The organism is Polaromonas sp. Polasp52, assembly GCF_059491565.1.
Map to the genome: position 1 here is coordinate 3,315,465 of NZ_CP168513.1, position 23,028 is coordinate 3,338,492.

Annotated in this window: 25 protein-coding genes; 11 read left to right on the forward strand and 14 right to left on the reverse strand. The window is 66.2% G+C overall.

Going from position 1 to position 23,028, the window contains the following annotated elements; all coding sequences use genetic code 11:
• Positions 1-41 precede the first annotated feature (41 nt).
• Genes ACEN9P_RS15460 through ACEN9P_RS15485 form a run of 6 tightly spaced genes read left to right on the forward strand, consistent with a single transcriptional unit; the run spans position 42 to position 4,650 of the window.
• On the forward strand, positions 42-629 hold the full coding sequence (locus ACEN9P_RS15460) for a YqgE/AlgH family protein (RefSeq protein WP_007864998.1): 588 nt from the start codon (positions 42-44) through the stop codon (positions 627-629).
• Positions 626-1,048: a Holliday junction resolvase RuvX gene (gene ruvX, locus ACEN9P_RS15465; RefSeq protein WP_495619735.1), complete on the forward strand. Its 423-nt coding sequence runs from the start codon at positions 626-628 to the stop codon at positions 1,046-1,048. Before ACEN9P_RS15460 ends, ruvX begins: the two co-directional genes overlap by 4 nt.
• Positions 1,045-1,557: a bifunctional pyr operon transcriptional regulator/uracil phosphoribosyltransferase PyrR gene (pyrR, locus tag ACEN9P_RS15470; RefSeq protein ID WP_477661383.1), complete on the forward strand. Its 513-nt coding sequence runs from the start codon at positions 1,045-1,047 to the stop codon at positions 1,555-1,557. The genes ruvX and pyrR overlap by 4 nt, the downstream gene beginning before the upstream one ends.
• Positions 1,558-1,617: 60 nt before the next feature.
• Positions 1,618-2,580 (forward strand): aspartate carbamoyltransferase catalytic subunit, encoded by a 963-nt coding sequence (locus tag ACEN9P_RS15475; RefSeq protein ID WP_413325482.1) that lies wholly within the window; start codon positions 1,618-1,620, stop codon positions 2,578-2,580.
• Positions 2,581-2,595: 15 nt separating this feature from the next.
• Complete coding sequence (locus ACEN9P_RS15480) at positions 2,596-3,894, forward strand: dihydroorotase (RefSeq protein ID WP_477661381.1); 1,299 nt, start codon at positions 2,596-2,598, stop codon at positions 3,892-3,894.
• Between the two features lie 15 nt (positions 3,895-3,909).
• The gene (locus ACEN9P_RS15485) at positions 3,910-4,650 is read left to right on the forward strand and encodes a lysophospholipid acyltransferase family protein (RefSeq protein WP_495619736.1); all 741 of its coding nucleotides are present in this window, start codon (positions 3,910-3,912) and stop codon (positions 4,648-4,650) included.
• Here the strand turns inward: ACEN9P_RS15485 and ACEN9P_RS15490 are convergent.
• Complete coding sequence (locus ACEN9P_RS15490) at positions 4,647-5,720, reverse strand: ABC transporter ATP-binding protein (protein WP_477661379.1); 1,074 nt, start codon at positions 5,718-5,720, stop codon at positions 4,647-4,649. The two genes, ACEN9P_RS15485 and ACEN9P_RS15490, sit on opposite strands and share 4 nt — an antisense overlap.
• Positions 5,721-5,839: 119 nt before the next feature.
• On the opposite strand from ACEN9P_RS15490, the gene ACEN9P_RS15495 reads away from it, so the two are divergent.
• Positions 5,840-7,474, forward strand: a complete 1,635-nt coding sequence (locus ACEN9P_RS15495; protein ID WP_495619737.1) for an ABC transporter permease — start codon at positions 5,840-5,842, stop codon at positions 7,472-7,474.
• Positions 7,475-7,480: 6 nt separating this feature from the next.
• Here the strand turns inward: ACEN9P_RS15495 and ACEN9P_RS15500 are convergent, their stop codons facing one another.
• Together ACEN9P_RS15500 and ACEN9P_RS15505 are read right to left on the reverse strand one after the other, a co-directional pair.
• Positions 7,481-7,879 (reverse strand): tautomerase family protein, encoded by a 399-nt coding sequence (locus ACEN9P_RS15500; protein ID WP_495619738.1) that lies wholly within the window; start codon positions 7,877-7,879, stop codon positions 7,481-7,483.
• A 79-nt stretch (positions 7,880-7,958) separates the two neighbouring features.
• Positions 7,959-8,375, reverse strand: coding sequence for a MarR family winged helix-turn-helix transcriptional regulator (locus ACEN9P_RS15505; RefSeq protein WP_074576328.1), 417 nt, complete (start codon positions 8,373-8,375; stop codon positions 7,959-7,961).
• A 211-nt stretch (positions 8,376-8,586) separates the two neighbouring features.
• Here ACEN9P_RS15505 and ACEN9P_RS15510 point away from each other — a divergent pair, with 211 nt between their 5' ends.
• From ACEN9P_RS15510 to ACEN9P_RS15520, 3 genes are all read left to right on the forward strand, one after another.
• Positions 8,587-8,808 carry a CsbD family protein gene (locus ACEN9P_RS15510; RefSeq protein ID WP_074576330.1) on the forward strand — a complete coding sequence of 74 codons (222 nt, stop codon included), beginning with the start codon at positions 8,587-8,589 and terminating at the stop codon, positions 8,806-8,808.
• Positions 8,809-8,868: 60 nt separating this feature from the next.
• Complete coding sequence (locus ACEN9P_RS15515) at positions 8,869-9,441, forward strand: hypothetical protein (RefSeq protein ID WP_495619739.1); 573 nt, start codon at positions 8,869-8,871, stop codon at positions 9,439-9,441.
• Between the two features lie 236 nt (positions 9,442-9,677).
• Positions 9,678-11,072, forward strand: coding sequence for an MFS transporter (locus tag ACEN9P_RS15520; RefSeq protein WP_495619740.1), 1,395 nt, complete (start codon positions 9,678-9,680; stop codon positions 11,070-11,072).
• On the opposite strand, the gene ACEN9P_RS15525 is transcribed toward ACEN9P_RS15520, so the two are convergent.
• Genes ACEN9P_RS15525 through ACEN9P_RS15545 form a run of 5 tightly spaced genes read right to left on the reverse strand, consistent with a single transcriptional unit; the run spans position 11,069 to position 15,747 of the window.
• Positions 11,069-12,019: an ABC transporter ATP-binding protein gene (locus ACEN9P_RS15525; RefSeq protein WP_495619741.1), complete on the reverse strand. Its 951-nt coding sequence runs from the start codon at positions 12,017-12,019 to the stop codon at positions 11,069-11,071. The genes ACEN9P_RS15520 and ACEN9P_RS15525 overlap by 4 nt on opposite strands.
• Positions 12,016-12,657: an ABC transporter permease gene (locus ACEN9P_RS15530; protein WP_074576340.1), complete on the reverse strand. Its 642-nt coding sequence runs from the start codon at positions 12,655-12,657 to the stop codon at positions 12,016-12,018. Before ACEN9P_RS15530 ends, ACEN9P_RS15525 begins: the two co-directional genes overlap by 4 nt.
• Before the next feature lie 16 nt (positions 12,658-12,673).
• The gene (locus ACEN9P_RS15535) at positions 12,674-13,297 is read right to left on the reverse strand and encodes an ABC transporter permease (protein ID WP_495619742.1); all 624 of its coding nucleotides are present in this window, start codon (positions 13,295-13,297) and stop codon (positions 12,674-12,676) included.
• Complete coding sequence (locus tag ACEN9P_RS15540) at positions 13,294-14,814, reverse strand: HAL/PAL/TAL family ammonia-lyase (protein WP_495619743.1); 1,521 nt, start codon at positions 14,812-14,814, stop codon at positions 13,294-13,296. Before ACEN9P_RS15540 ends, ACEN9P_RS15535 begins: the two co-directional genes overlap by 4 nt.
• Before the next feature lie 51 nt (positions 14,815-14,865).
• Positions 14,866-15,747, reverse strand: coding sequence for a glycine betaine ABC transporter substrate-binding protein (locus ACEN9P_RS15545; RefSeq protein ID WP_495619744.1), 882 nt, complete (start codon positions 15,745-15,747; stop codon positions 14,866-14,868).
• Between the two features lie 323 nt (positions 15,748-16,070).
• Between ACEN9P_RS15545 and ACEN9P_RS15550 the strand changes: the two genes are divergently transcribed.
• Complete coding sequence (locus ACEN9P_RS15550) at positions 16,071-17,033, forward strand: YeiH family protein (protein ID WP_495622188.1); 963 nt, start codon at positions 16,071-16,073, stop codon at positions 17,031-17,033.
• A gap of 5 nt (positions 17,034-17,038) precedes the next feature.
• On the opposite strand, the gene ACEN9P_RS15555 is transcribed toward ACEN9P_RS15550, so the two are convergent.
• Genes ACEN9P_RS15555 through ACEN9P_RS15580 form a run of 6 tightly spaced genes read right to left on the reverse strand, consistent with a single transcriptional unit; the run spans position 17,039 to position 23,020 of the window.
• A complete protein-coding gene (locus tag ACEN9P_RS15555; RefSeq protein ID WP_495619745.1) occupies positions 17,039-17,845 on the reverse strand; it encodes an ABC transporter ATP-binding protein in 807 nt (268 codons plus the stop codon).
• Complete coding sequence (locus ACEN9P_RS15560; RefSeq protein WP_477661370.1) at positions 17,842-18,621, reverse strand: ABC transporter permease; 780 nt, start codon at positions 18,619-18,621, stop codon at positions 17,842-17,844. The genes ACEN9P_RS15555 and ACEN9P_RS15560 overlap by 4 nt, the downstream gene beginning before the upstream one ends.
• A 12-nt stretch (positions 18,622-18,633) precedes the next feature.
• Positions 18,634-19,590 carry an ABC transporter substrate-binding protein gene (locus ACEN9P_RS15565; protein WP_477661369.1) on the reverse strand — a complete coding sequence of 319 codons (957 nt, stop codon included), beginning with the start codon at positions 19,588-19,590 and terminating at the stop codon, positions 18,634-18,636.
• Positions 19,591-19,641: 51 nt separating this feature from the next.
• Positions 19,642-21,186, reverse strand: a complete 1,545-nt coding sequence (gene hutH, locus ACEN9P_RS15570) for a histidine ammonia-lyase (RefSeq protein ID WP_477661368.1) — start codon at positions 21,184-21,186, stop codon at positions 19,642-19,644.
• Positions 21,187-21,224: 38 nt separating this feature from the next.
• On the reverse strand, positions 21,225-22,193 hold the full coding sequence (locus tag ACEN9P_RS15575; protein ID WP_495619746.1) for a Bug family tripartite tricarboxylate transporter substrate binding protein: 969 nt from the start codon (positions 22,191-22,193) through the stop codon (positions 21,225-21,227).
• Positions 22,193-23,020 (reverse strand): phosphate/phosphite/phosphonate ABC transporter substrate-binding protein, encoded by an 828-nt coding sequence (locus tag ACEN9P_RS15580; RefSeq protein ID WP_495619747.1) that lies wholly within the window; start codon positions 23,018-23,020, stop codon positions 22,193-22,195. Before ACEN9P_RS15580 ends, ACEN9P_RS15575 begins: the two co-directional genes overlap by 1 nt.
• Positions 23,021-23,028 lie beyond the last annotated feature (8 nt).

The window sequence follows — 23,028 nt, forward strand, 5'->3', positions numbered from 1 at the left end:
CAGGTACCCGCCGCGGCCTTCCATGCGCGTAAAATCCGCGTATGGCCACGGATTCCGCATCGATCAACCTCACGCACCACTTCCTCATCGCCATGCCGGGGATGGACGACGAAGCGTTTGCCAAGAGCGTGGTTTACATGTGCGAACACAGCGACCGCGGCGCGCTGGGGCTGGTCATCAACAAGCCCAGCGACATCAACCTCAAAAACCTGTTCGACAAGGTCGAGCTGCCGCTGCGCCGCGACGACCTCACGCAGGCCCCGGTATTCCAGGGCGGCCCGGTCCAGACCGAGCGCGGTTTTGTGCTCCACGAATCCATGATGCCCGGCAATGAGTCGGTCTATGCCTCGACCATGACGATTCCCGGCGGCCTTGAAATGACCACCTCCAAGGACGTGCTGGAGGCGCTGTCCACGGGCGCCGGCCCGCGCCGGGTGTTTGTCTCGCTCGGTTATTCGGCCTGGGGCGAAGGCCAGCTCGAATCCGAGATTTCTGACAACAGCTGGCTTACCGTCGCCGCCGACGTCGGCGTGATCTTCGACACACCCGTTGAGCAGCGCTACGACAAGGCGCTGATGCTGCTGGGCCTGCAGAGCTGGATGCTCTCTCCCGAGGCCGGCCACGCATGAGCCTGGCGGCCATGCCTTCTCCTCAGGCCACTCGCCTCCAAACCTTTCTGGCTTTCGACTTCGGTCTCAAGCGTACCGGCGTGGCGACCGGCAATGTGCTCACGCGCACCGCCTCGCCGCAGGCGACCATCGCGGCCGAGGGCAGCGACGCCCGCCTCAAGGCGGTTGAGGCGCGCATCAAGGAATGGCAGCCCGATGCGCTGGTGGTCGGCATTCCCTTTCATCCCGATGGCGCCAGCCACGAAAATACCGTGCGCGCGCAGAAATTCGCCCGCCAGCTTCGCGGCCGCTTCGGCCTGCAGGTCTTCGAGGTCGACGAGCGCTACAGCACCACCGAGGCCCTGGCCGGCGGTGCGCATGACGCCGACGCGGCTTCGGCCTGCATCATCCTCGAGCAATTTTTAAGGAGTCTTCCATGAGCAGCCTGACACTGGACGCCGAGGCGCTGTACAGCGACCTGCTGCGCGGCATGCGCCAGCAGCTGGCATCGTATCCCCAGCCGCCCATGCTGGTCGGCGTGGCCTCGGGCGGCGCCTGGCTGGCGCAGCGCCTGCAAAAAGACCTGGGTCTGGCCGGCGAGGCCGGCATCCTGTCGTCCTCCATGCACCGCGACGATTTTTCGCAGCGCGGCCTGGCCTCCAGCGGGCAGACCCTGCTGCCCTTCGACGTCAACGGTGCCCACCTGGTCGTGGTCGACGACGTGCTCTACACGGGCCGAACCATCAGGGCGGTGCTCAACGAGCTGTTCGACTACGGCCGCCCCGCCAGCGTCAAGCTGGTGGTGCTGGTGGACCGCGGCGGGCGCGAGCTGCCGGTGCAGCCCGACCTCGCGGTGGCGCGGGTGGCCCTGCCGGCCTCGCAGTCGCTGGAGCTGGCGCGCGCCGAAGACGGCAAGTTCAGCTTCCAGGTGCAGGATCACCAGGCCTAGTCCCATCAAAAAGCCATCCAAAAATACGAGACCCATAAGAGAACAAGAGGAGTCCACACCGTGCTGTACCGACGAAACCCGCAACTCAATAAAAACGGCGAGCTGATCCACCTGCTGTCCATCGAAGGCCTGCCCAAGGCCACGCTGACGCAAATCCTCGACACCGCCGCCAACTTCGTCAGCGTCAACAACCGCGAGGTCAAAAAGGTTCCGCTGCTGCGCGGCAAGAGCGTTTTCAACCTGTTCTTTGAAAACTCCACGCGCACCCGCACCACCTTCGAGATCGCCGCGACGCGGCTGTCGGCCGACGTGATCAACCTGGACATCGCGCGCTCCTCGGCCTCCAAGGGCGAGTCGCTGCTGGACACCATCGCCAACCTGAGCGCCATGGCGGCCGACCTCTTCGTGGTGCGCCACAGCGAATCGGGCGCGCCCTACCTGATCGCCCAGCATGTGGCCCCGCATGTGCACGTGATCAACGCCGGCGACGGCCGCCACGCGCATCCCACGCAGGGCCTGCTGGACATGTACACCATACGGCACTACAAAAAGGACTTCAGCAAGCTCACGGTCGCCATCGTCGGCGACGTGCTGCACTCGCGCGTGGCGCGCTCCGACATCCACGCGCTGACCACGCTGGGCTGCCCCGAGGTGCGTGTGGTCGGCCCCAAGACCCTGGTGCCGGCCGACATGGCACAGATGGGCGTGCGCGTCTGCAACACGCTCGAAGAAGGCATCAAGGGCGCCGACGTGATCATCATGCTGCGCCTGCAGAACGAACGCATGTCGGGCGCGCTGCTGCCCAGCAGCCAGGAGTTTTTCAAGAGCTTCGGCCTGACCCCCGAGAAGCTGCAGCTGGCCAAACCCGACGCCATCGTGATGCACCCGGGGCCCATCAACCGCGGCGTCGAGATCGACTCGGCCGTGGTCGACGGCACACAGAGCGTGATCCTGCCGCAAGTGACCTTCGGCATCGCGGTCCGCATGGCGGTCATGAGCATAGTCGCCGGAAACGAAGCCTGAGCGGAGAAAAAAAGAATGAAGATACTCATCAAGAACGGCCGCGTCATCGACCCAGGCTCGAACTTCGACGAAACCTGCGACGTGGCGATTGCCGCGGGCCGCATCGTCTCGCTCAAAAGCACGCCCGCCGATTTCGCGCCCAACAAGACGATTGACGCCACGGGCTGCATCGTGGCTCCCGGCCTGGTTGATCTTTCGGCCCGTTTGCGCGAGCCCGGCCATGAGCATGAAGGCATGCTCGAAAGCGAACTGGCCGCGGCTGTAGCCGGCGGTGTGACCAGCCTGGTCTGCCCGCCCGACACCGACCCGGTGCTCGACGAGCCCGGCCTGGTGGAGATGCTCAAGTTCCGCGCCGAGAAGCTGCACCAGTCGCGCGTGTTCCCGCTGGGTGCTTTGACCCGCGCGCTCAAGGGCGAGACGCTGACCGAGATGGTCGAGCTGACCGAGGCCGGCTGCGTGGGCTTCAGCCAGGCCGAGGTGCCGCTGGCCAACACCCAGGTCATGATGCGCGCGCTGCAATACGCCGCCACCTTCGGCTACACCGTGTGGCTGCGGCCGCAGGAGCTCTACCTGGGCCAGGGCGTGGCCGCCAGCGGCGCGCTGGCCACGCGCCTGGGCCTGAGCGGCGTGTCCGTCGCGGCCGAGACGATCGCGCTGCACACGATTTTTGAACTGATGCGTGCCACCGGCGCGCGCGTGCACCTGTGCCGCATCAGCAGCGCGGCGGGCGTGGCGCTGGTCGCCAAGGCCAAGGCCGAAGGACTGGCTGTCACCTGCGATGTCAGCATCAACAGCCTGCACCTGACCGACGTGGACATCGGCTACTTCGACAGCCGCATGCGGCTGGACCCGCCGCTGCGCCAGCAGCGCGACCGCGACGCCATACGCCAGGGCCTGGCCGACGGCACCATAGACGCGCTGGTGTCCGACCACACGCCGGTCGATGAAGACGCCAAGACCCTGCCTTTCGCAGAGGCCGAGCCGGGCGCCACCGGGTTGGAGCTGCTGCTGGGCCTGGCCTGCAAGTGGGGCACCGACAGCCAGGCCGGCCTGGTCCGCGCGCTGGCGGTGCTGACCAGCGAGCCCGCGCGCGTGCTGGGCGACGCGCTGGGCACCTTGCAGGGCAGCTCGGGCCGTCTCGTCAAGGGTGGTGTGGCCGACATCTGTGTGTTCGACCCCAAGGGCGAATGGACCGTCGAGCCGGCCGCGCTGCGCAGCCAGGGCAAGCACACGCCCTTCAGCGGCCACCAGATGCCGGTGCGCGTGCGCTGGACGGTGGTGGGCGGGCAGCTCGCCTATGAAGCCTCGCACTGAAGCACGCGCAAGCCCATGAGATGGCTTAGGTTCTGCTGGACCCTGCTGCGCGCCACTGGGCACGCGGTGCAAGGCTTCTGGACGATCAAGACCGTGTTTCCCAAGCTGGAGCAGGCCGACCGGGAGGCTCGTGTGCAGGTGTGGGCCGGGGCCATGCTGCGCATCGTCGGCATCGAACTGGTGGTCAAGGGCAAGCCGCCCGCCGGCGGCCCGGTGCTGCTGGTGGCCAACCATATTTCCTGGCTGGACATCCTGGTGATGCATGCCTCGCGCCACTGCCGTTTTGTCTCCAAGTCGGATGTGCGGAGCTGGCCTTTTGTGCGCACCCTGTCCGACGGCGCCGGCTCGCTGTACATAGAGCGCGAGTCGCGCCGGGACGCGCACCGGGTGGTCACGCAGATGGCCGAGCGCCTGCAGGCAGGCGACATCCTGGCGGTGTTTCCCGAAGGCACGACGGGTGACGGCATCACACTCAAGCACTTTCATGCCAACCTGATCCAGGCGGCCATTGAAGCCTCGGTGCCGGTGCAGCCGCTCGCGCTGAAATTCATCGACGCGGCCAGCGGCGCCGTCAGTTTTGCGCCCAGCTATGTGGACGACGAAACCCTGGCGGGCTCGATCTGGCGCACGCTCACGGCGCCGCCGATCAGGGCTGTGGTGGTTTTCGGCGAACCGCAGCCGCCGCAGGGGCAGACCCGGCGTGCCTGGGCGCAGAGCTTGCGCGAAGACATAGAGCTTCTGCGGCAGCAGGCTTAGACGTTTTCTTCCCGCGGAAAGGTCACCACATGGTCGACCTCGGCGCGTATGCCTATCCATTCGCCGATTGCGTGGTTGTGGTGTGAAGGCACATGCGCCATCACCGTCTCGCCTGTCTGCAGCTTGAGGGTGTACAAAAATTCCGAGCCGCGAAAGGCCTTGCGCAGGATCTGCGCTTTGACCGGCGCGTTGTCGTCATGCACGATGTCGTCGGCCCGCAGCAGAACGTCGCACAGGCCGTCGGCATAAGCGCCCGGCAAGGGGCATTCCAGCATGTCCGTGAGGTCGCCGAGCGCGGTGTGCACGACCACGTCCTCGCCGCGCTGCTCGATATGGGCCTGCGCGAACACGCCGTGGCCTATGAAGTCGGCCACAAAGCGGGTGGCGGGGCGGTGGTACAGCGCATAAGCGTCGTCCCACTGGTGCAGGCTGCCCTGGTGCATCACGCCTATGCGGTCGCCGATGGCGAAGGCCTCGAGCTGGTCGTGCGTGACGAACAGCGCTGTCGCCCCGGCGGCCTTGAGGATGCCGCGCACCTCGTGCGCCAGGCGCTCGCGCAGGTCCACGTCCAGGTTGGAAAAAGGCTCATCCAGCAGCAGCAAACGCGGCTGCGGCGCCAGGGCCCGCGCCAGCGCCACACGCTGCTGCTGGCCGCCCGAGAGCTCATGCGGGTAACGCTTGTGCACATTGCCCAGGCCGACGAGCTCCAGCACCTCGCCGGCGCGCTGCTGGCGCTGGGCGGCCGGCAGGTGGGTGAGGCCGAAAGCCACGTTGTGGGCCGCGTCAAGGTGCGGAAACAGGGCGTAGTCCTGGAACACCATACCGATGCGGCGCGATTCGGCCGGCACATGGACGCCAGCACTGCTGACCAGCTGCCGGGCCAGCGTGATGCTGCCGGCATTGGCACGCTCCAGGCCCGCGACGGCCCGCAGCAGGGTGGTTTTGCCGCAGCCCGAGGGGCCGATCAGGACACCGATCTCCCCCGCCTGGAGGCTGAAGGACACGCCGTCGACCGCGGGTTTTGAACGGCCGGCATAGTGCACGCCCAGCTGGGAGATATCCAGAAACATGGGCTCGATTGTAGGGCCCTGGATGCTTACAATTCTCATTTGCAGTGACCGCTGCAATACCACGGCGCAAGCAGCCGGAGGCCAGGCCTCTTTCTGCAGAGGCCTTTTTCCGGGTCCCCATGCTGCGCCGCTTTTTTTCCGCCATTCCTTCCGTCGTGCCTTCCGCCGTGCTTTTCCTGCTGGTGGCCCTGCTCACGCTGCCGGTGGTGGCCGTGGGGCTGTCCTGGCTGCAGTTCGATGCGCAGGCGCAATCCATCCTGGTCCAGATGCTGCAGACGGTGCTGCCCGACTACACCGCCACCTCCCTGCTGCTGTGCCTCAGCGTGGCCCTGGGCGTGGCGCTGGTGGGCATGGCAACGGCCAGCGCGGTGACGCTGTTCGAGTTTCCGGGGCGCAAGGTGTTTGAATGGGCGCTGCTGTTGCCACTGGCCATGCCGGCCTATGTGCTGGCCTACGCGTACACCGACTTCCTGCAATACGCCGGCCCGCTGCAATCCTGGCTGCGCGCGTCTTTCGGCCTGCAGGGCCGGCTGCTGCCCGAAGTGCGCAGCCTGGGTGGCGCGGTGCTGGTGTTCACCGTGGCGCTTTACCCTTACGTCTACCTGCTGGCGCGTACCGCCTTGTCCGAGCGCGCCGTGCACCTGATGGAAGCGGCCCGGCTGCTGGGCGCGCCGCTGTCGCGCCGCATTCGCGGTGTGGCCTTGCCGCTGGCGCGGCCAGCCGTGGCCGCCGGCGTTGCGCTGGCGCTGATGGAAACCCTGGCCGACTTTGGTGTCTCCAGTTATTTCGGCATCCAGACCTTTACCGCCGGCATCTACAAGGCCTGGCTGTCCATGGACAACCGTATCGCCGCCGCCCAGCTGGCCACGGTGCTGCTGTTTTTTGTCGCGCTGCTGCTGTGGGTGGAGCATGGCGCGCAAAAGCGCATGCGTTTTGCCACCGGCCGCGGCGCGCGCGCCGGCGCGCAGGACGCGGCGCCGGTGCAACTGCAGGGCGGGCGCGCCCTGTCGGCCTGGCTGGTGTGCGCCGTGCCGATTGCGCTGGGTTTTGTGCTGCCCGTGCTCTTCATGCTGCGCCCGCTCATCCTTGGTTGGGACAACCTGCTGTGGGACAAATTCTTCGGCTGGGCCCTCAACAGCGTCTGGCTCGCGGGCCTGAGTGCGCTGCTGGCCACGGGCCTGGCCTTCGGCCTGGCCTTTGCGGTGCGCCGCAAGCCGCATGTGCTGGCGCGCGCGGCGCTGCAACTGGCCAGCCTCGGTTATGCGGTGCCCGGCGCGGTCATCGTGGTAGGCCTGCTGCTGCCCGTGGGCTGGCTGCAGGCGGCCGCGCCGCAAACCGGCGTGGGCTACTGGGTCACCGCCACCGTGCTGGGCATTGTCTGGGCCTACCTGGTGCGCTTCTGTGCCGTGGCCTTGCAAAGCCTGCAAAGCGGCTATTCGCGCATTCCCGCGAGTTTTGACGACAGCGCGCGCATGCTGGGCACGCCCGGCCTGGGCATACTCGCGCGCGTGCATTGGCCGCTGCTCAAGCGCTCGGTCGCGGCGGCCGGCCTGCTGGTGTTTGTCGACGTCATGAAGGAGCTGCCCGCCACGCTGGTGCTGCGGCCCTTCAACAGCGATACCTTGGCGGTGGTCACCTACCAGCTTGCGCGCGACGAGCGCCTGGGCGAAGCCGCCTTGCCCGCACTGGCCCTGGTGCTGGTGGGCCTGCTGCCCGTCGCGCTGCTGAGCCGCACGCTGCGCTCCAAACAATGAGCGGACTCAGGCCTTGGCCTTGATGTAGCGGTATTCCTGCGTGAGGCCGCCAAAGCCGTAGGCCTCCGCGCGCACGTCGTGCACGTAGATGTAGCTTTCCTCGTGCACATTGCCCAGCAGCTTGCTGAAGGCGGAAAAGGCCTCGGCCACGTATTGCGCTTTCTCGTCCTTGGTGTTGGTGCCGTCCACCACCTTGATGTCGAAATAAAAACTGTTCTTGCCCTGGCTGGCCAGCGTGCTGCCGCCCACGATCCAGTGCTCGGGCGGCACGAAGTCGATGGCGATGGCGGTGAGTTCGCGTTTCTTGCGCAGGATGCGGGTGGTCAGCTCCAGCAGGGTTTCGGCGATGGCGTTCGTCAGTTGGGGGCTGGCGGGCTGGCTGACTTTGACGTTGAGGATGGGCATGTGATTTCTCCGGTGGGTTAAAAATAATTAGTTAGCTATGCAACTATTTGGGCAAAAAAAAGAAACGTGATGGGACGGTTTATTTGAGCGCGGAAGACACGCTCCTGACGCGGGCTACGGTTTCATCGAAGTTCTCCTTTCCGATCTGTTGCTGGATGCGGCGCGTCACCTCGCCGCTGGCCTTGTTGATGCCGGCATGCATGGCCTCGGCCTGCGCCGTGGGAAACACCGCCCAGTGGCGGCCGTCGGATTCCAGGCTCCTGCGCTCCACCAGGCCCAGCGCCTGCAGGCCGTCGAGAAGGCGCGTGGCCGTGGGGCGCGAGATCGTCAGTTCGTCGGCGATCTCGTGCTGCGGCATGCCGGGCTGCTTGAGCACCAGGCGCAGCATGAAACCCTGGGAGGGCGTGACGCCGAAAGGCTTGAAGGCCAGCGTCCACTCCTTGTCGACCAGGCGGGCCAGCGCGGTGGTATTGAAATAAAGGCAGTGGTCAAACATGGAAGTCATCGTAGCAGAAATTAATTAGCTATGCAACTACATGCAAACCCACCGCCGCAACAGGGCTGTAAGCATGAACCTACGCCCATCGAATACGCGGGCCTACGGCGGCCGGACGGGATAACTCCTAAGGTGAATCCATGCCGCCCGTTGCCTGCAAGCGTGCTTGCGGATTCCGGGCGAATTCGTCAACCCTTTCGAGGAGAAAGCCATGAACCAGGAACGCATGCAAGGCAATTGGCGCCAGTTCAAGGGCAAGGTCAAGGAACAGTGGGGCAAGCTGACCGATGACGACCTTGAGGTGATCGCCGGCAAGCGCGAACAGCTGCTCGGCAAGATCCAGGAGCGCCACGGCATCAGCAAGGAGGAGGCCGAAAAGCAGGTTGCCGTCTGGAAAGACCGCAACCCGACGGACTTCTTCGAGCGCTACTGAGCCGCCTTCCCCCTTACCCGAAACCACCATAACGATTCACACCATCCCAAGGAGCTACCCATGAATACCAGACTGCTGATGCTGACCGCCGTGATGTCCTGCGCTTTCGCCGGCAACGCCATGGCGCTGACCAAGCAAGAGTACAAGGCCCAGGAAGACCGCATCTCGGCCGACTACAAGGCCAGCCGCGACAAATGCGGCACGCTGAAGGACAACGCCAAGGACATCTGCATCTCGGAAGCCAAGGGCGTCGAGAAGGTCGCCAAGGCTGAACTCGAAGCCCAGTACAAGCCCAGCCCGCGCAACACCGAAAAAGTCGCCTTCGCCAAGGCCGATGCCGCTTACGACACGGCCAAGGAAAAATGCGACGACCAGAAGGGCAACGCCAAGGACGTCTGCATCAAGGACGCCAAGGCCGCCCATGTGAAAGCCAAGGAAGACGCCAAGGTGGTGAAGACCTCGGCCGACACCAGCAAGGACAAGAGCGAAAAAATGGCCGATACCCGCAAGGAGGCCAACTCCGAAAAACGCGAGGCCGAGTACAAGGCCGCCAAGGAGCGTTGCGACGCGCTGACCGGCGCGGCCAAGGACGGCTGCCAGAATGACGCCAAGGCCAAGTACGGCATGAAGTAATCCTGGGCCGCGCCAGCGGCACCCGCGGGGCGTGCCCCCCAAGAAAATCCCGGTCCTGCCCCGCAGGCCGGGATTTGTCACATCTGGCGCGCCCCGGTGCCGCGGGCCGGCGGCTTTCCCAAGCAAGGCGCTGGGACAAGGGTGCCGTCCCCGGCCCGTTTTGGGCCACGCTCCTAGAATGGGCGCTTCGCGGCGGCCGGGATTCCCTTTGCCGCCCGCCCCTACCAAAGGCCTTAATGCTTGTTCAGGATGGTTTGCCCGCGGGCCAGCGACTGCCTGCGCTGCTGGTCATCATTCTCGGCATCGTCATGGCGGTGCTCGACGGCACCATCGTCAACCTGGCGCTGCCCGACATCACGCGCGAGCTCAACGCCACGCCCGCGCAATCCATCTGGGTCATCAATGCCTACCAGGTCGCCACGCTGGCCCTGCTGCTGCCCCTGGCCACCCTGGGCGACATCGTCGGCTACCGCCGCGTCTACCTGGTGGGCCTCGCGGTGTTCACGCTGGCCTCGGCCGCTTGCGCCATGGCCGATTCGCTGACCACGCTGGCGCTGGCCCGCGTGCTGCAAGGCCTGGGCGCGGCCGGCCTCATGAGCGTGAACACGGCCCTGGTGCGCCTCATCTATCCCAGGCACCTGCTGGGCCGCGGCATCGCGATCAACTCGCTGGTGGTGGCCACGGCCTCGGTGGCCGGCCCCTCGGTTGCGGCGGGCATTCTTTCGGTGGCTTCCTGGCCCTGGCTGTTCGCGCTCAACGTGCCTTTCGGCCTGCTGTCGGTGTGGCTGGGCCGCAAGGCCCTGCCCGACAACCCGTCCAGGGCCGAGGGCTTGCGCCTGGCCCCGCTCGACGTGCTGCTCAATGCGCTGATGTTCGGCCTGGTGTTCCTCGGCGTGGACGGCCTGGGCGTGCGCGCCGAGGCCGTGCCGGGTGGCGCGCCGGCCGCTTCGCTGTGGTTGCCGCTGGCTGAGCTGGCCGCGGGCATTGTGGTCGGCGTGATCTATGTGCGGCGCCAGCTGGCCCAGCCGCTGCCCTTGTTCCCGCTGGATTTGCTGCGCATTCCCGTCTTCGCGCTGTCCATGGGCACCTCGATCGGCGCTTTCTGCGCGCAGACCCTGGCCTATGTGGGCCTGCCTTTCCTGCTGCTGGGCCACTACGGCTTCAGCCACCTGCAGGCCGGCCTGTTGCTCACGGCCTGGCCGCTGGCCATTGTGGTGGCGTCGCCGGTGGTGGGGCGGCTGATAGGGCGCTACTCGGGCGGCCTGCTGGGCAGCCTGGGCATGGCCTTGCTGGCGCTGGGCCTGGCCCTGCTGGCCGTGCTGCCGCCGCATCCGTCGCAGCTCGACATCGTCTGGCGCATGGCGCTGTGCGGCGTGGGCTACGCCCTGTTCCAGTCACCCAACAACCACACCATCATCACCTCGGCGCCACCGCATCGCAGCGGCGGCGCCAGCGGCATGCTGGGCACGGCGCGCCTGACCGGCCAGACCCTGGGCGCGGTCCTGCTCGCGATGATTTTTGCGATGTTCGACCCGCAGGGCGGCCATGGCTCCTTTGTGGCGCTGTGGCTGGCGGCCGGCTTCGCGGCGCTGGCCGGCGTCTGCAGCGGCCTCCGGATGCGCCAGGTTTAAGTGCGCGCGACCGCAGCGGCCTGCTGGATGCTTTGCAGTGTCACGCGCCCCAGGGGCTGGCCCTGCTCACCCACAATCGCGGCCTCGTTCGCGCCCGCATCCAGCATGGCCGACAAGGCATCGCGCAGCGGCGTGGTGGCCGGCAGGCGCGGCGCGCCGGCGGCGGGCGTTCCGCTTTCCACATAGGGGCCGGCTGTCAGCAGGGCCAGCCGCTTGAGCGAGCGGTCACCGCCCACAAAGGCTTCGACAAAGGCATCGGCCGGGTGCGAGAGGATGCGCTCCGGCGTGTCGTACTGCACCACCTTGCCGCTGCGCAAAATCGCAATGCGCGAGCCCATGCGTATGGCCTCGTCGATGTCGTGCGTGACAAACACAATGGTCTTGCCGAGCTCACGCAGTATGCGCAAAAACTCGTCCTGCAGGAGCGCGCGCGTGATCGGGTCTATGGCGCCGAAGGGCTCGTCCATCAGCATCACCGGTGGGTCCGCCGCCAGCGCCCGCGCCACGCCCACGCGCTGCTTCTGCCCGCCCGAGAGCTCGCGCGGAAAGCGGTTGCGGTAAACGGCCGGGTCCATATGGACCAGCGCCAGCAGCTCGTCCACCCGTTTGGTGATGCGGGCAGAATCCCAGCCCAGCATCCTGGGCACGGTGGCCACGTTCTCGGCCAAGGTCATGTGCGGGAACAGGCCCACCTGCTGGATCACATAGCCTATGGAGCGGCGCAGCTCCACCGCGTCTATCTTGGTGACGTCGCGCCCGCCCACTTCGATGCGGCCCGAGTCGGGCTCGACCATGCGGTTGATCATGCGCATGGTGGTGGTCTTGCCGCAACCGGATGGGCCAATCAGCACGCAGATTTCGCCGGTGTTGACGGTCAGCGACAGTCCGTCGACGGCCGACTGGGCGCTGCCGCCGAAGGACTTGGTGAGGCGGTCCAGTGTGATCATGCGCGAAGCCCTTGCGGAGTCATGCGGCGCTGCAGCGCGCCAAAAAGAAAATCGGTGCCCAGCGCCAGCAGCGCTACCGGGATGGCGCCCACCAGCAGCTGGGGAACGGCCATCATGGCGATGCCGGCGGTGATGAAGTCGCCCAGCCCGCCGCCGCCGATAAAGGCCGCCAGCACGGCGCCGGAAATGATTTGCACCGCCGCCGTGCGCAGGCCGGCAAAGATCACCGGCATGGCCATGGGCAGCTCGACCCGCCACAGCAGGGCGGCGCGCGTCATGCCCATGCCGATGGCGGCATCGACTGCATCCGCATCCACGCCGCGCATGCCGACGATGGTGTGCGTCACGATGGGCGGCAGCGCGATCAGCGTGAGGGCGAACAGCGCCGGCGCGAAGCCCGTGCCCAGTATCGGCATCACCAGCGCCAGCACGGCCAGCGAGGGCAGGGTGCGCCCCACGTTGGCGGCATTCACCACGGCCAGCGACAGGCCGTTCTTGCGCGCGACGGCGATGCCGGCCGGAATGCAGACCAGCGCGGCGATCAGCAGCGCCGAGGCCGACAGCGCGACGTGCACACCCAGCGCGCGGTAAAACTGCGCGGGGTGCGACAGGACATAGTTCCAGGCGTCGGCAAGCATCAAGGCCTCTTGGTGTTCAGGCTGCGCGCCGGTTTTTAAGCCGCCGCTCAAGCAGGGCCAGGCTCAGGTCAACGATGACGGAGAGCAGGCAGACCGTCAGCGCGCCGGTCCAGATCTTGGCCGGGTGGTCGCTCGCGATGCCGTTGAAGATCAGCGTGCCCAGCCCGCCCGCATTCACGTAGGCAGCCACCACCGTCACGCTGATCACGGTCACGGCCGACACGCGCAGGCCGGCCACGATCAGCGGCAGGGCCAGCGGCAGCTCTATGCGCCGCATGATTTGCGCCTTGTTCATGCCCATGCCGCGCGCCGCGTCGATGATGTCGGCCGGCACCTCGCGTATGCCGGTGGCTACGCTGCGGATCAGGATCATCAGCGAAAAGGCCACCATGGTGATGATGGCGTTGGCGCGGCCCAGTCCCACCACGGGAATCAGGAAGGCCAGAAAGGCCAGCGTCGGAATCGTGTACAGAAACCCCGAGACCGTCATGACCGTGCCGTAGAGCTTTTCACGCCGCGCGGCGACGATGCCGATCACCAGCGAGAGGGCGAAAGCGATGGCCAGGGCCGTCAGCGAGATCGCGACGTGCTCCCACAGCGAGTGCAGCACGTCGGGCCAGTTGCGCAGAAACCAGTTCATGCGCCCGCCGCCTTGGCGCTCTCAGGGCCGAACACGCCCGCGGCGACGGCGCTCTGGATGCGGTCTATGTCCGGGCCCAGCGGGCGGTCTTGGTCCAGCATGGGAACCAGCTTGCGCACCTGCTCAAAGGTGCGCCGCGTGCCTTCGCCCATCTGGCCGGGCTTGAGTTCGCGCAGGTCCACCGCCTGGGCCGCGACCAGCAACTCGATGGCGATCAGGTAGCGCAGGCGCTCCACCAGTTCACCGAGTTTTTCCGCCACGCCCAGCGCCATGCAGGCATGGTCTTCGAGTGCTTCGGACACCGGCAGGTAATCAAGCGAGCCGGGGTTGGCGCGCAGCCGCACCTCGGCCCAGAGCGCGGTCAGGGTTTTCTGCACCGTCGCAAAACCCGAATGGGCCGGGCCGTGGCGCGTGAGTTGCAAGGGCAGGCCGGTCAGCGCCGGTGACATGAAACGCTGGCTGCGCGAGACCGACATGCTGGCGGCTTGCGCCAGCGCGATCGCCGAGGCGTCCAGCGCCAGTGCCAGGGCCGGCACGTGGAAGTTGCCGTTGGAAAGCATCACGCCTTGCTCGCTGAGCACCAGCGGGCTGTCGGCCGCGCTATTGAGTTCGATCTCGACCTGCGCGCAGGCCGTGTCCACCATGTCGCGCGCAGCGCCATGCACCTGCGGCACCACGCGCATGGACACCGGGTCCTGCACGCGGCGCGCGGCATCCGGCTCCAGCAGCGCGCTGCCCTTGAGCAGCTCGCGCAGCCGGCGCGCCACTTCCACCTGGCCGGCGGCGGGGCGGGCCGCCACCGCGTCGGGGTGCAGCGGCGACAGGTTGGCCCTGAAACCTTCATAACCGAGCGCCACGGCGGCCAGCCAGGCGTCCAGCGCCACATTGGCGTCATGCAGCACCAGCGCGGCGCGCGCCGTGGTCGCCGCGTTGGAACTGATCAGCGCCAGGCCGTCCTTGGCGCCCAGGGCCACGGGCTGCAGGCCCGCGCGTTCCAGCGCGGCGGCGCCATCCAATACTTCACCGCGCACCTCGGCCTGGCCCTCGCCGAACAGCGGCAAGGCCAGGTGCGAAAGCTGTGGCAGGTCGGCCACGCCGATGGAGCCGAAGCGCGGCACCACCGGATGCACCTGGAAATTCAGCAAGTTGATGCAAGCGTCCAGCACTGCCGGCGAGACACCCGAGCCGCCGCGTGAGAGTCCCGCAATGCGCGCGAACTGCATGGCGCGCACGGACGTTTTGTCATAGGCCGGGCCCACGGCCACGGCCCGGGCGCGCACGGCGCGGCGCTGGTAGTCCTCAAGGTCGCCTTCGGCCAGCACGGCACCGGTATTGGCACCCAGTGCGGAATTGAGGCCGTAGATGGCCTGGCCCGAGGTGGCCAGGCGCATCACCAGCTCACGCGCCGCGACGACACGCTCGCGTGCCTGGGGTACCAGCGAAACGGGTTCACCGCTGCGCGCCACGCGCACCAGGTCGCTGATGCCCAGCCATTGTTCCCCGACCGCGACTGTCATGGCGTACGAACTTTCACGGTGATGGTGCGGGGAGCGTCAAAGAAAGAAGGCTTACTTGACCAGTCCCTTGGACTTCAGGAAGTCCCGCGCCACGTCCTTGGGCTCTAGCTTGTCCCCGTCAACCTGGTAGTTCATCTGGGCCATGGATGCTTCGTCGAGCAGGGCGCTCACGCGGTTCAGCACTTCACCGATCTTGGGGTTGGCGTCCAGCACCTCCTTGCGGATCACTGGCACCACAAAATACGGCGGCCACAGGCTCTTGTCATCGCGCAGGCGCTTGAGCTTCATTGCGCTGATCATGCCGTCGGTGGAGTAGCCGTTGACGACCTGAATCTGGTCGTTCTTGAGGGCCTGGTAGCGCAGGCCTATGGCCATCTGCAGGTCTTCACCGAAGACCATGTCGTACTTGGCCTTCAGGCCCGGCAGGCCGTCCTTGCGGTCGCGGAACTCGGGGCCGGCGCCGACCTTCAGGTCTTTGGCCGCCTTGGCCAGGTCGGACAGGGTTTCAAGCTTGAGCTTTTGCGCGGTGTCCTGGCGCACCACCATCACATAGCCGTTGTTCAGGTTGGACTGGTTGAGCAGCACAAAACCCATCTTGGCGTAGCCTTCCTTGACCTTGTCGTACACCGCCTTGGCGTCGGTCATGGGCTCCTGCTTGAGCACGGCCAGCAGCATGGTGCCGGTGTACTCAGGGTAGAAGTCGATCTGCTTTTCTTCCATGGCTTTCTGGGCGATCAGCGTGCCGCCCAGGTTGAGCTTTTTCTCGGTCTTGATGCCCGCGGCATCCAGCGCCTGCGCGTAGATCTCGGCCAGCACGAACTGCTCGGTGAAGTTTTTGGAGCCGACGCGCACAGCCTGCTGGGCGTGGGAGGCGAGCGGCGCGAAGGCGGCCATCGCGAACGCGGACAAGGCCAAAAGTTTGCTGATCTTCATGGAGGTCTCCGGATAGGTTGCGGCGAACTGAAACAAGGAATCTTCTGGCCTGTTGCATGCACATCCCGTGCCTGAAAAGCACGCCATCTTGGTGCCATTAGCACCTCAACTTGTATATACAACCTAATAATAGTAGCATATGGAAATAGTGCGTGCAAGACGGAAAATCACCCGGTGATAACCATTTCCCGCATAAGCCAGACAACAGCCGGAAGCCCTGCCGCCGGCATTTTTTTGCCCCATTCCCGGTCTAGGCCCCGGCCCTACCTCCAGTGTCTTTTCTTCCTTCCGTTTCCCTCCTGAAAGCCAGCGTGCCTGGCGCCATGGTGTGTGTGGTCATCGCGCTGGCGGCGACCTTTCTGTCCGAGCATTACGGCGGGCCCCAGCTGCTGTATGCGCTGCTGATAGGCCTGGCCTTCCACTTCCTCAACAGCAATCCCAAGGTCAAGACCGGCGTGGATTTTTGCGGCCGCACCCTGCTGCGCGTCGGCGTGGCACTGCTGGGCGCGCGCATCACGCTGACGCAGGTCGCCAAGCTCGGTGTCGAGACGGCGCTGGTGATCGTGGCGGCGGTGGCGCTGACCATCGCCTTCGGCCTGCTGCTGGCGAAATGGCTGAAGCGCCCGCGCGAGCAGGGTGTGCTCTCGGGCGGCGCCGTCGCCATCTGCGGCGCCTCCGCCGCGCTGGCGATTTCCTCGGTGCTGCCGCAGACCAAGGAGAACGAGCGTTTTACCCTGCTGGCCGTGGTCGGCGTCACGGTGCTCTCCACCCTGAGCATGATTCTGTACCCCTTTGCCTTGAAGCTCATAGGCCTGGCGCCCGCGCAGGGCGGCATCTTCCTGGGCGGCACCATCCACGACGTGGCGCAGGTGGTGGCGGCCGGCATGATGCTGGGCCCCGAGGTCGGTGACACGGCCACCGTGGTCAAGCTGTTCCGCGTGATGCTGCTGATGCCCATCGTGCTGCTGATCGCCATCAGCTACCGCAAGCACCCCGACGCCAAGGCGGTGGACGAGGAAGTGCCGCTGGTCCCCGGTTTCCTGCTGGCCTTTATCGTGCTGGTGCTGCTGGCCACCATAGGCGCTTTCACGCCGGCCATGACCCAGGCCGCCAGCGACACCTCGCGCTGGCTGCTGGTCACCGCCATCGCGGCGGCCGGCATCAAGACCAGTTTTGAAGACCTCATGAAGCTGGGCTGGCAGCCCGTGGCCATGCTGGTGGGCGAGACGATTTTTATCGCCGCGCTGGTGCTGGGCGCGGTGATGGCGCTGCGGCTGGGCCTGTAAAAAAGTCAGGCGGCCGGGGCCTGCAGGCCCGCCGCGCGGTGCACTTCCACACGGATTTCTTCGGTCAGCCGCGCCTTGAGTTCGGTGAACACCGGCGTGGTCTTGACCGAGTAGTGGCGCGGGTGCGCCAGCGGCACGGCGACGTCGCACTTGATGCGGCCGGGCCGCGCGCTCATCACCACCACGCGGCTGCCCATGAAGATGGCCTCGTCGATATCGTGCGTCACAAACAGCACGGTTTTCTGCTCGGCCTCCCAGATGCCTTGCAGCAGTTCCTGCATCAGCTCGCGTGTCTGGTGGTCCAGCGCGCCAAAGGGCTCGTCCATCAGCAGGATGCGCGGGTTGTTGGCAAGGGCCCGCGCCAGCGCGGTGCGCTGCTGCATGCCGCCCGAGAGCTGCTTGGGGAAGTGGTTCTCAAAACCCTGAAGCCCCACCTTTTTGATGAACTGGTGCGCGATGTCCAGCTGCGCATCCAGCGCCAGGCCTTTTTCGCGCAGGCCGAAGCAGACGTTTTGCAAGATGCTGAGCCAGGGGAACAGCGTGTAGCTCTGGAACACCATGCCGCGGTCGGCGCCCGGGCCTGTGATGGGTTTTCCGTCCAGCACAATGCTGCCGCTGCTGGGCGTGTCCAGACCGGCCACCATGCGCAGCAGCGTGGATTTGCCGCAGCCCGAGGGGCCGAGGATGGTGATGAAGTCGTTTTCGGCGACGCTCAGGTCGGTGGCTTGCAGAGCCACTGTGCCTGGCCCTTTGCTGGCAGCAAATGTTTTCGATAGCTGCGTGATGGTCAGGATGGGATTGGAGGATGTCATCGGCCTAACTGTGCCCACGGGAAAAGTTTGCGGTTCAGTGCCTTGAACGCCAGGTCGGTCACCAGGCCGAAGACACCGATCACGATGATGCCGAAGATGATCTGGTCGGTCGCCAGCAGTGCCTGGCTGTCGGTGATCATGTGGCCTATGCCGCTCGATGCGCCAATCAGCTCCGCGACGATCACATAAGTCCAGGCCCAGCCCAGCACCATGCGCAGGGTCTCGGCGATCTCGGGCGCGGCGCTGGGCAGCAGCACACGCACCACGATGCCGCGGTCGGCCGCGCCCAGGGTGTAGGCCGCCTCCACCAGGTCGCGCCGCGTGTTGCCCACGCTCACGGCAATCATCAGCACCAGCTGGAAGAAGGAGCCGATAAAAATCACCGACAGCTTTTGCGCCTCGCCAATGCCGGCCCACAAGATCAGCAGCGGAATGAAGGCCGACGCCGGCAGGTAGCGCGCAAAGCTCACAAAGGGTTCAAAAAAAGCCTCGACCGGTTTGTAGGCGCCCATCATCACGCCCAGCGGCACGGCCAGCAGTGCGGCAATCGCAAAACCGCCCAGCACGCGCCAGACCGTCATGCCGATGTCCTTGATGAAACCCTGGTTCACCAGCAGCTCGTAGCCCGACCTCACCATGGTGATGGGGTCGGCCAGGAATGTCTTGGAGACATAGCCGCCCAGCGTGAAGGCGGCCCACACGGCAAAGAACAAAACGAAAAAACTCACACCCAGCGCGATGCGCGCGCCGGGGGAGACGGGTTGCAGGGGCCGCATGCGTACGCGTGCTTATTTCAGGAATCGCGTGTCGGCCAGCTTGCCCATATCGGGCAACGACTTGATGATGCCCGCTTCCATCAGCAGTTCGGCGGCTTCCTTGCTGAAGGCGGCGTGTTCGCCGGCAAAGAACTTCTGGTTGGCGGCGCGGTCCTGCCAGCGCAGGTATTTGGAAGAGGCCTCAAAGGCTTCGCCGCTCTGCTTCACGTCGGCGCCCATGATCTCGAAGCTTTTCTTGGGCTCTTTCTGGATCATCTCGACGGCGTCGAAGTAGCTGTCGGCCAGGGCCTTGGCGGCCTTGGGGTTTTCGCTCAGGAACTTGGGCGTGCAGCCAAAGGTGTCCATCACCATGGGGTAGTCGAGTGTGGTGGCGAGTATCTTGCCGGCTTCGGGCTTGGCGCGCACCGCGCCCAGGTAGGGCTCGTAGGTCATCGCGGCATCAATGCCGTCGGTGCCGGCGATCATGGCGTTGGCCGCGGCCTGCGGCTCCAGGTTGACGACCTTCACATCCTTGGTGCTCATGCCGTTTTTCTTGAGCATCCAGGCCAGGGCGAAGTAAGGCGAGGTGCCGGGCGCGCTGGCGGCCACGGTCTTGCCCTTGAGGTCGCTGATCTTGGCGATGGCGGGTTTCACCACCATGCCGTCGGCGCCGTAGCTTTTGTCGAGCTGGAAGATCTGCGTGGTGGCCACGCCGTTGGCGTTCCACACCACCCAGGTTTCCACCGTGGTCGCGGCGCACTGCACGTCGCCCGAGGCAATCGCGAGGTGCCGGTCTTTTTGCGGGATCTTCTTGATGGACACGTCCAGCCCGTTCTTCTTGAAGATGCCGGCTTCCTTGGCCAGGGTCAGCGGGGCGAAACCCGTCCAGCCCGAAATGCCGATGGCGACCTTGGTTTCCTGTGCATGGGCGGCGCCCATGGCCAGGGTGGTTGCGGCGGCGATCAGTGAAAGGGCAAGCTGTTGCTTCATGAAAAGGCTCCTGTTAGATAGCGGTGTAGGTATCGCTAATGTATGCAGGCTTCATGCCAGCCGCAAGGCGGTTAACTCGGTGATTTGCGCCTCTCCGGCCAGGCCTATGCGCCCGCCCGCCACCAATTGGTGCACGCTTTCGATGTCGGGCGCCAGGCTGCGGTCATGCATCATGGCCGGCGAGACCTGGCGCACCAGCTGCAGCACGCCTTCGAGCACGGCGGAGCTTTTCAGCGGGCGCAAAAATTCAATGCCCTGCGCCGCGGCCAGCAGTTCAATCGCCACGATGTATTCGGTGTTGCGCAGCATGGGCTGCAGCCGGCGCGCCGCGAAGGTGGCCATGCTCACATGGTCTTCCTGGTTGGCCGAGGTGGGCAGGCTGTCCACGCTGGCCGGGTGGGCCAGCGACTTGTTTTCGGAGGCCAGCGCGGCGGCAGTGACGTGCACGATCATGAAGCCGGAATTGAGGCCGGGCTCGGGCGTGAGAAAGGCCGGCAGGCGCGAGGCCACGGTGTCCACCAGCATGGCGATGCGGCGCTCGGTGATGGCACCGATTTCGGCAATCGCCACGGCCAGCGCATCGCAGGCCAGCGCCACAGGTTCCGCGTGGAAGTTGCCGCCCGAGAGCAGCGTCTCGTCCTCGGCAAACACCAGCGGGTTATCGGTCACCGCATTGGCTTCGCGCATCAGCACCTCGGTGGCGTAGCGCATCTGGTCCAGGCAGGCGCCCATGACCTGCGGCTGGCAGCGCAGGCAATACGGGTCCTGCACACGGTCGTCGCCTTCGAGGTGCGAGCGGCGTATCTCGCTGCCCACCATGATGGCGCGGTAAGCGGCGGCGCAGGCAATCTGGCCCGGCTGGCCGCGCACCGCGTGGATGCGCGGGTCAAAGGGGCCGTCGCTGCCGCGCGCGGCATCCAGCGTGACCGCGCCCGAGATCACGGCCGCTTCAAACAGCCGGTCGGTTGCCAGCAGCGCATCCAGCGCCAGCGCGGTCGAGACCTGCGTGCCGTTGATCAGCGCCAGGCCTTCCTTGGCCGAGAGCTTGACCGGCGTGATGGCGGCTTGCTTGAGCGCATCGGCGGCAGCAATCCGCTTGCCCTTGTAGAAGACTTCGCCTTCGCCAATCAGCGGCAGGCAGAGATGAGCCAGTGGCGCGAGGTCGCCGGACGCACCCACCGAACCCTGACAGGGGATCACAGGTGTCAGGCCCTTGTTGTAAAGCGCCATCAGCATGTCGATGACGACCTCACGCACGCCCGAGAATCCACGTGCCAGGCTCGCGGCCTTGAGCAGCAGCACCAGGCGCACCACGCGCTCGGGCATGGGCTCACCCACACCCACGGCATGCGAGCGCAGCAGGTTGAGTTGCAGGGTCTCCAGATCGGCCTGCGCGATACGCTGGTTGGCCAGCTTGCCGAAGCCGGTGTTCACGCCGTAGACGGCATCGCCACCATGCGCGGCTTTTTGCACCAGGGCCGCGCTGGCGCGTATGCCGGCCGTGGCGGAAGGGTCGATCGCGAGCGTCTGTGGCTGGGTGTGGATGTCGCGCAGCTGGGCCAGGGTCAGCCGGCCGGGTTGGATGGTGAGGGTCATGGTGTTGCCAAGGTAAAAAATGAGAGGGGGAGGCGCGCTTATTCGGGCTTGATGTTTTTCTGCCGTATCACCTCGGTCCAGCGCTGGGTGTCGGCCTGGATCGCGGCGGCCAGCTCGGCGGGCTTGCCGGGTGCGGCATCCATGCCCAGCGCGGCCAGTTTTTCCTTGAGCGTGGGCGTTGCGAAGAGCTTGCCGGTTTCCGCATTGAGTTTGTCGATGACGGCGCGCGGTGTGCCGGCCGGCACCATGAGCGCATACCAGGACACGGCCTCAAAGCGCGGCAGGCCCTGCTCGGCAATCGTCGGTGTCTCCGGCATCACGGGTGATCGCTTGAGGCTGGCGACGCCGAGCGCGCGCAGCTTGCCGCTCTTGATGTGCGGCAGCACCGAGGACATTTGCGCGAACATCATGGTGACCTGGCCGCCCAGCAAATCATTGAGCGCCGGGCCTATGCCTTTGTAGGGCACATGCAGCAGCTGTACGCCGCCGTTCAATGCCAGCAGTTCCCCGGCCAGGTGGGCCTGGCTGCCGGCGCCCGGCGAGGCAAAGCTGATGCTGCCGGGTTTTTGCGCGGCCAGCGCGAGCAGCTCCTTGAGCGAGCGTGCCGGCACGGCGCTGTTGACCACCAGCACGTTCTCCACCGTGGCCAGCATGGTGACGGGCGCGAGGTCGGCGGCCTTGTAGGGCAGGTTTGGGTAGAGCGCCGGGTTGACTGCGATATTGCCCAAAGGGACTATGGCCAGGGTGTAGCCGTCGGGTGCGGCCCTGGCGGCTTGGTCCATGCCTATGTTGCCGGCGGCGCCCACCTTGTTCTCGACCACGGCCGGCTGGCCCATGGCTTCCGAGAGGCCTTGCGCCAGCACGCGGCCCAGCACGTCGACCGGGCCGCCCGGTGGGAACGGTGCGATGACATGCAGCGGCTTGGATGGATAGGTCTGTGCCGTGGCGCCGAATGAGGCGGCGCAAAGCAGCAATACCAGGAACGCGGATCGTGTGAACAGCGGCATCAAATCTCATCCAGCGCGGGCGCGGGCCCGCCGTCCATAGCCGCCAGCGGCGTGTAGTCGTCCGGGTCGGGAAACGCAAAACCCGCGAGCAGCAGGCGCTGCATCAGCGGGGCGAGCTCGGCCGCCGTGGCGCTGGCCAGCAAGGCGGCGCGCAAGGCTTGCAGTGTTTCAGCCGGCAAATCGGCGGTGGCCACCAGCGGCGGAATCGGCAAGGCCGCCGTGCTGGCAAGCGTGCGCACCTGCGCTGCGAAAGCCGGGTCATGCGCCTTGAGCAGGTCGTGGTAATAGCTGTCCAGCGGGCCGGCGTCTATGCGGCCTTCGGCCAGCGCCGCGATCACGCCGCGCGCATTGATGAGTTCGCCCACGGCTTGGCGGTAAAGGCGCGAGCCCTTTGCCTGGCGGTAAGGAGCGAGGTGGTGGCGCAGCGCCACGCCGCCCGACATGGAATCGGCCAGGGTGTAGCCGATCACGCCGCCGAAAGTGTCTTCGAGCGTGCGGTAGGGCGCATCGGCGCGCACCACGATGTCCGTGAAGTACACCGGCCTGCCGCCGTAGCGCGCCGGCGAAGGAATCGGCGCGGCCACCAGCGTGGGCCGCTCGCCGCGCTGCGCAAAGGGCAGGCCGCACATCATGGCCAGGCCCAGGTCGCCGCGCGCCCACAGCACCGAGAGCGGTGCCGGCGCGTCGTAGTCGATCAGGTCCCAGGGCAGGCCGGCGTGCGCCAGCACCCAGGCCAGCAAGGCCTTCCAGTCGGCCTTGACCGCCGGCGTGGCCGAGTACATGCGGGCATTGGCGATCAGCGCCTGCGTGGCCTGCGGGGATTTCACGGCGTCCA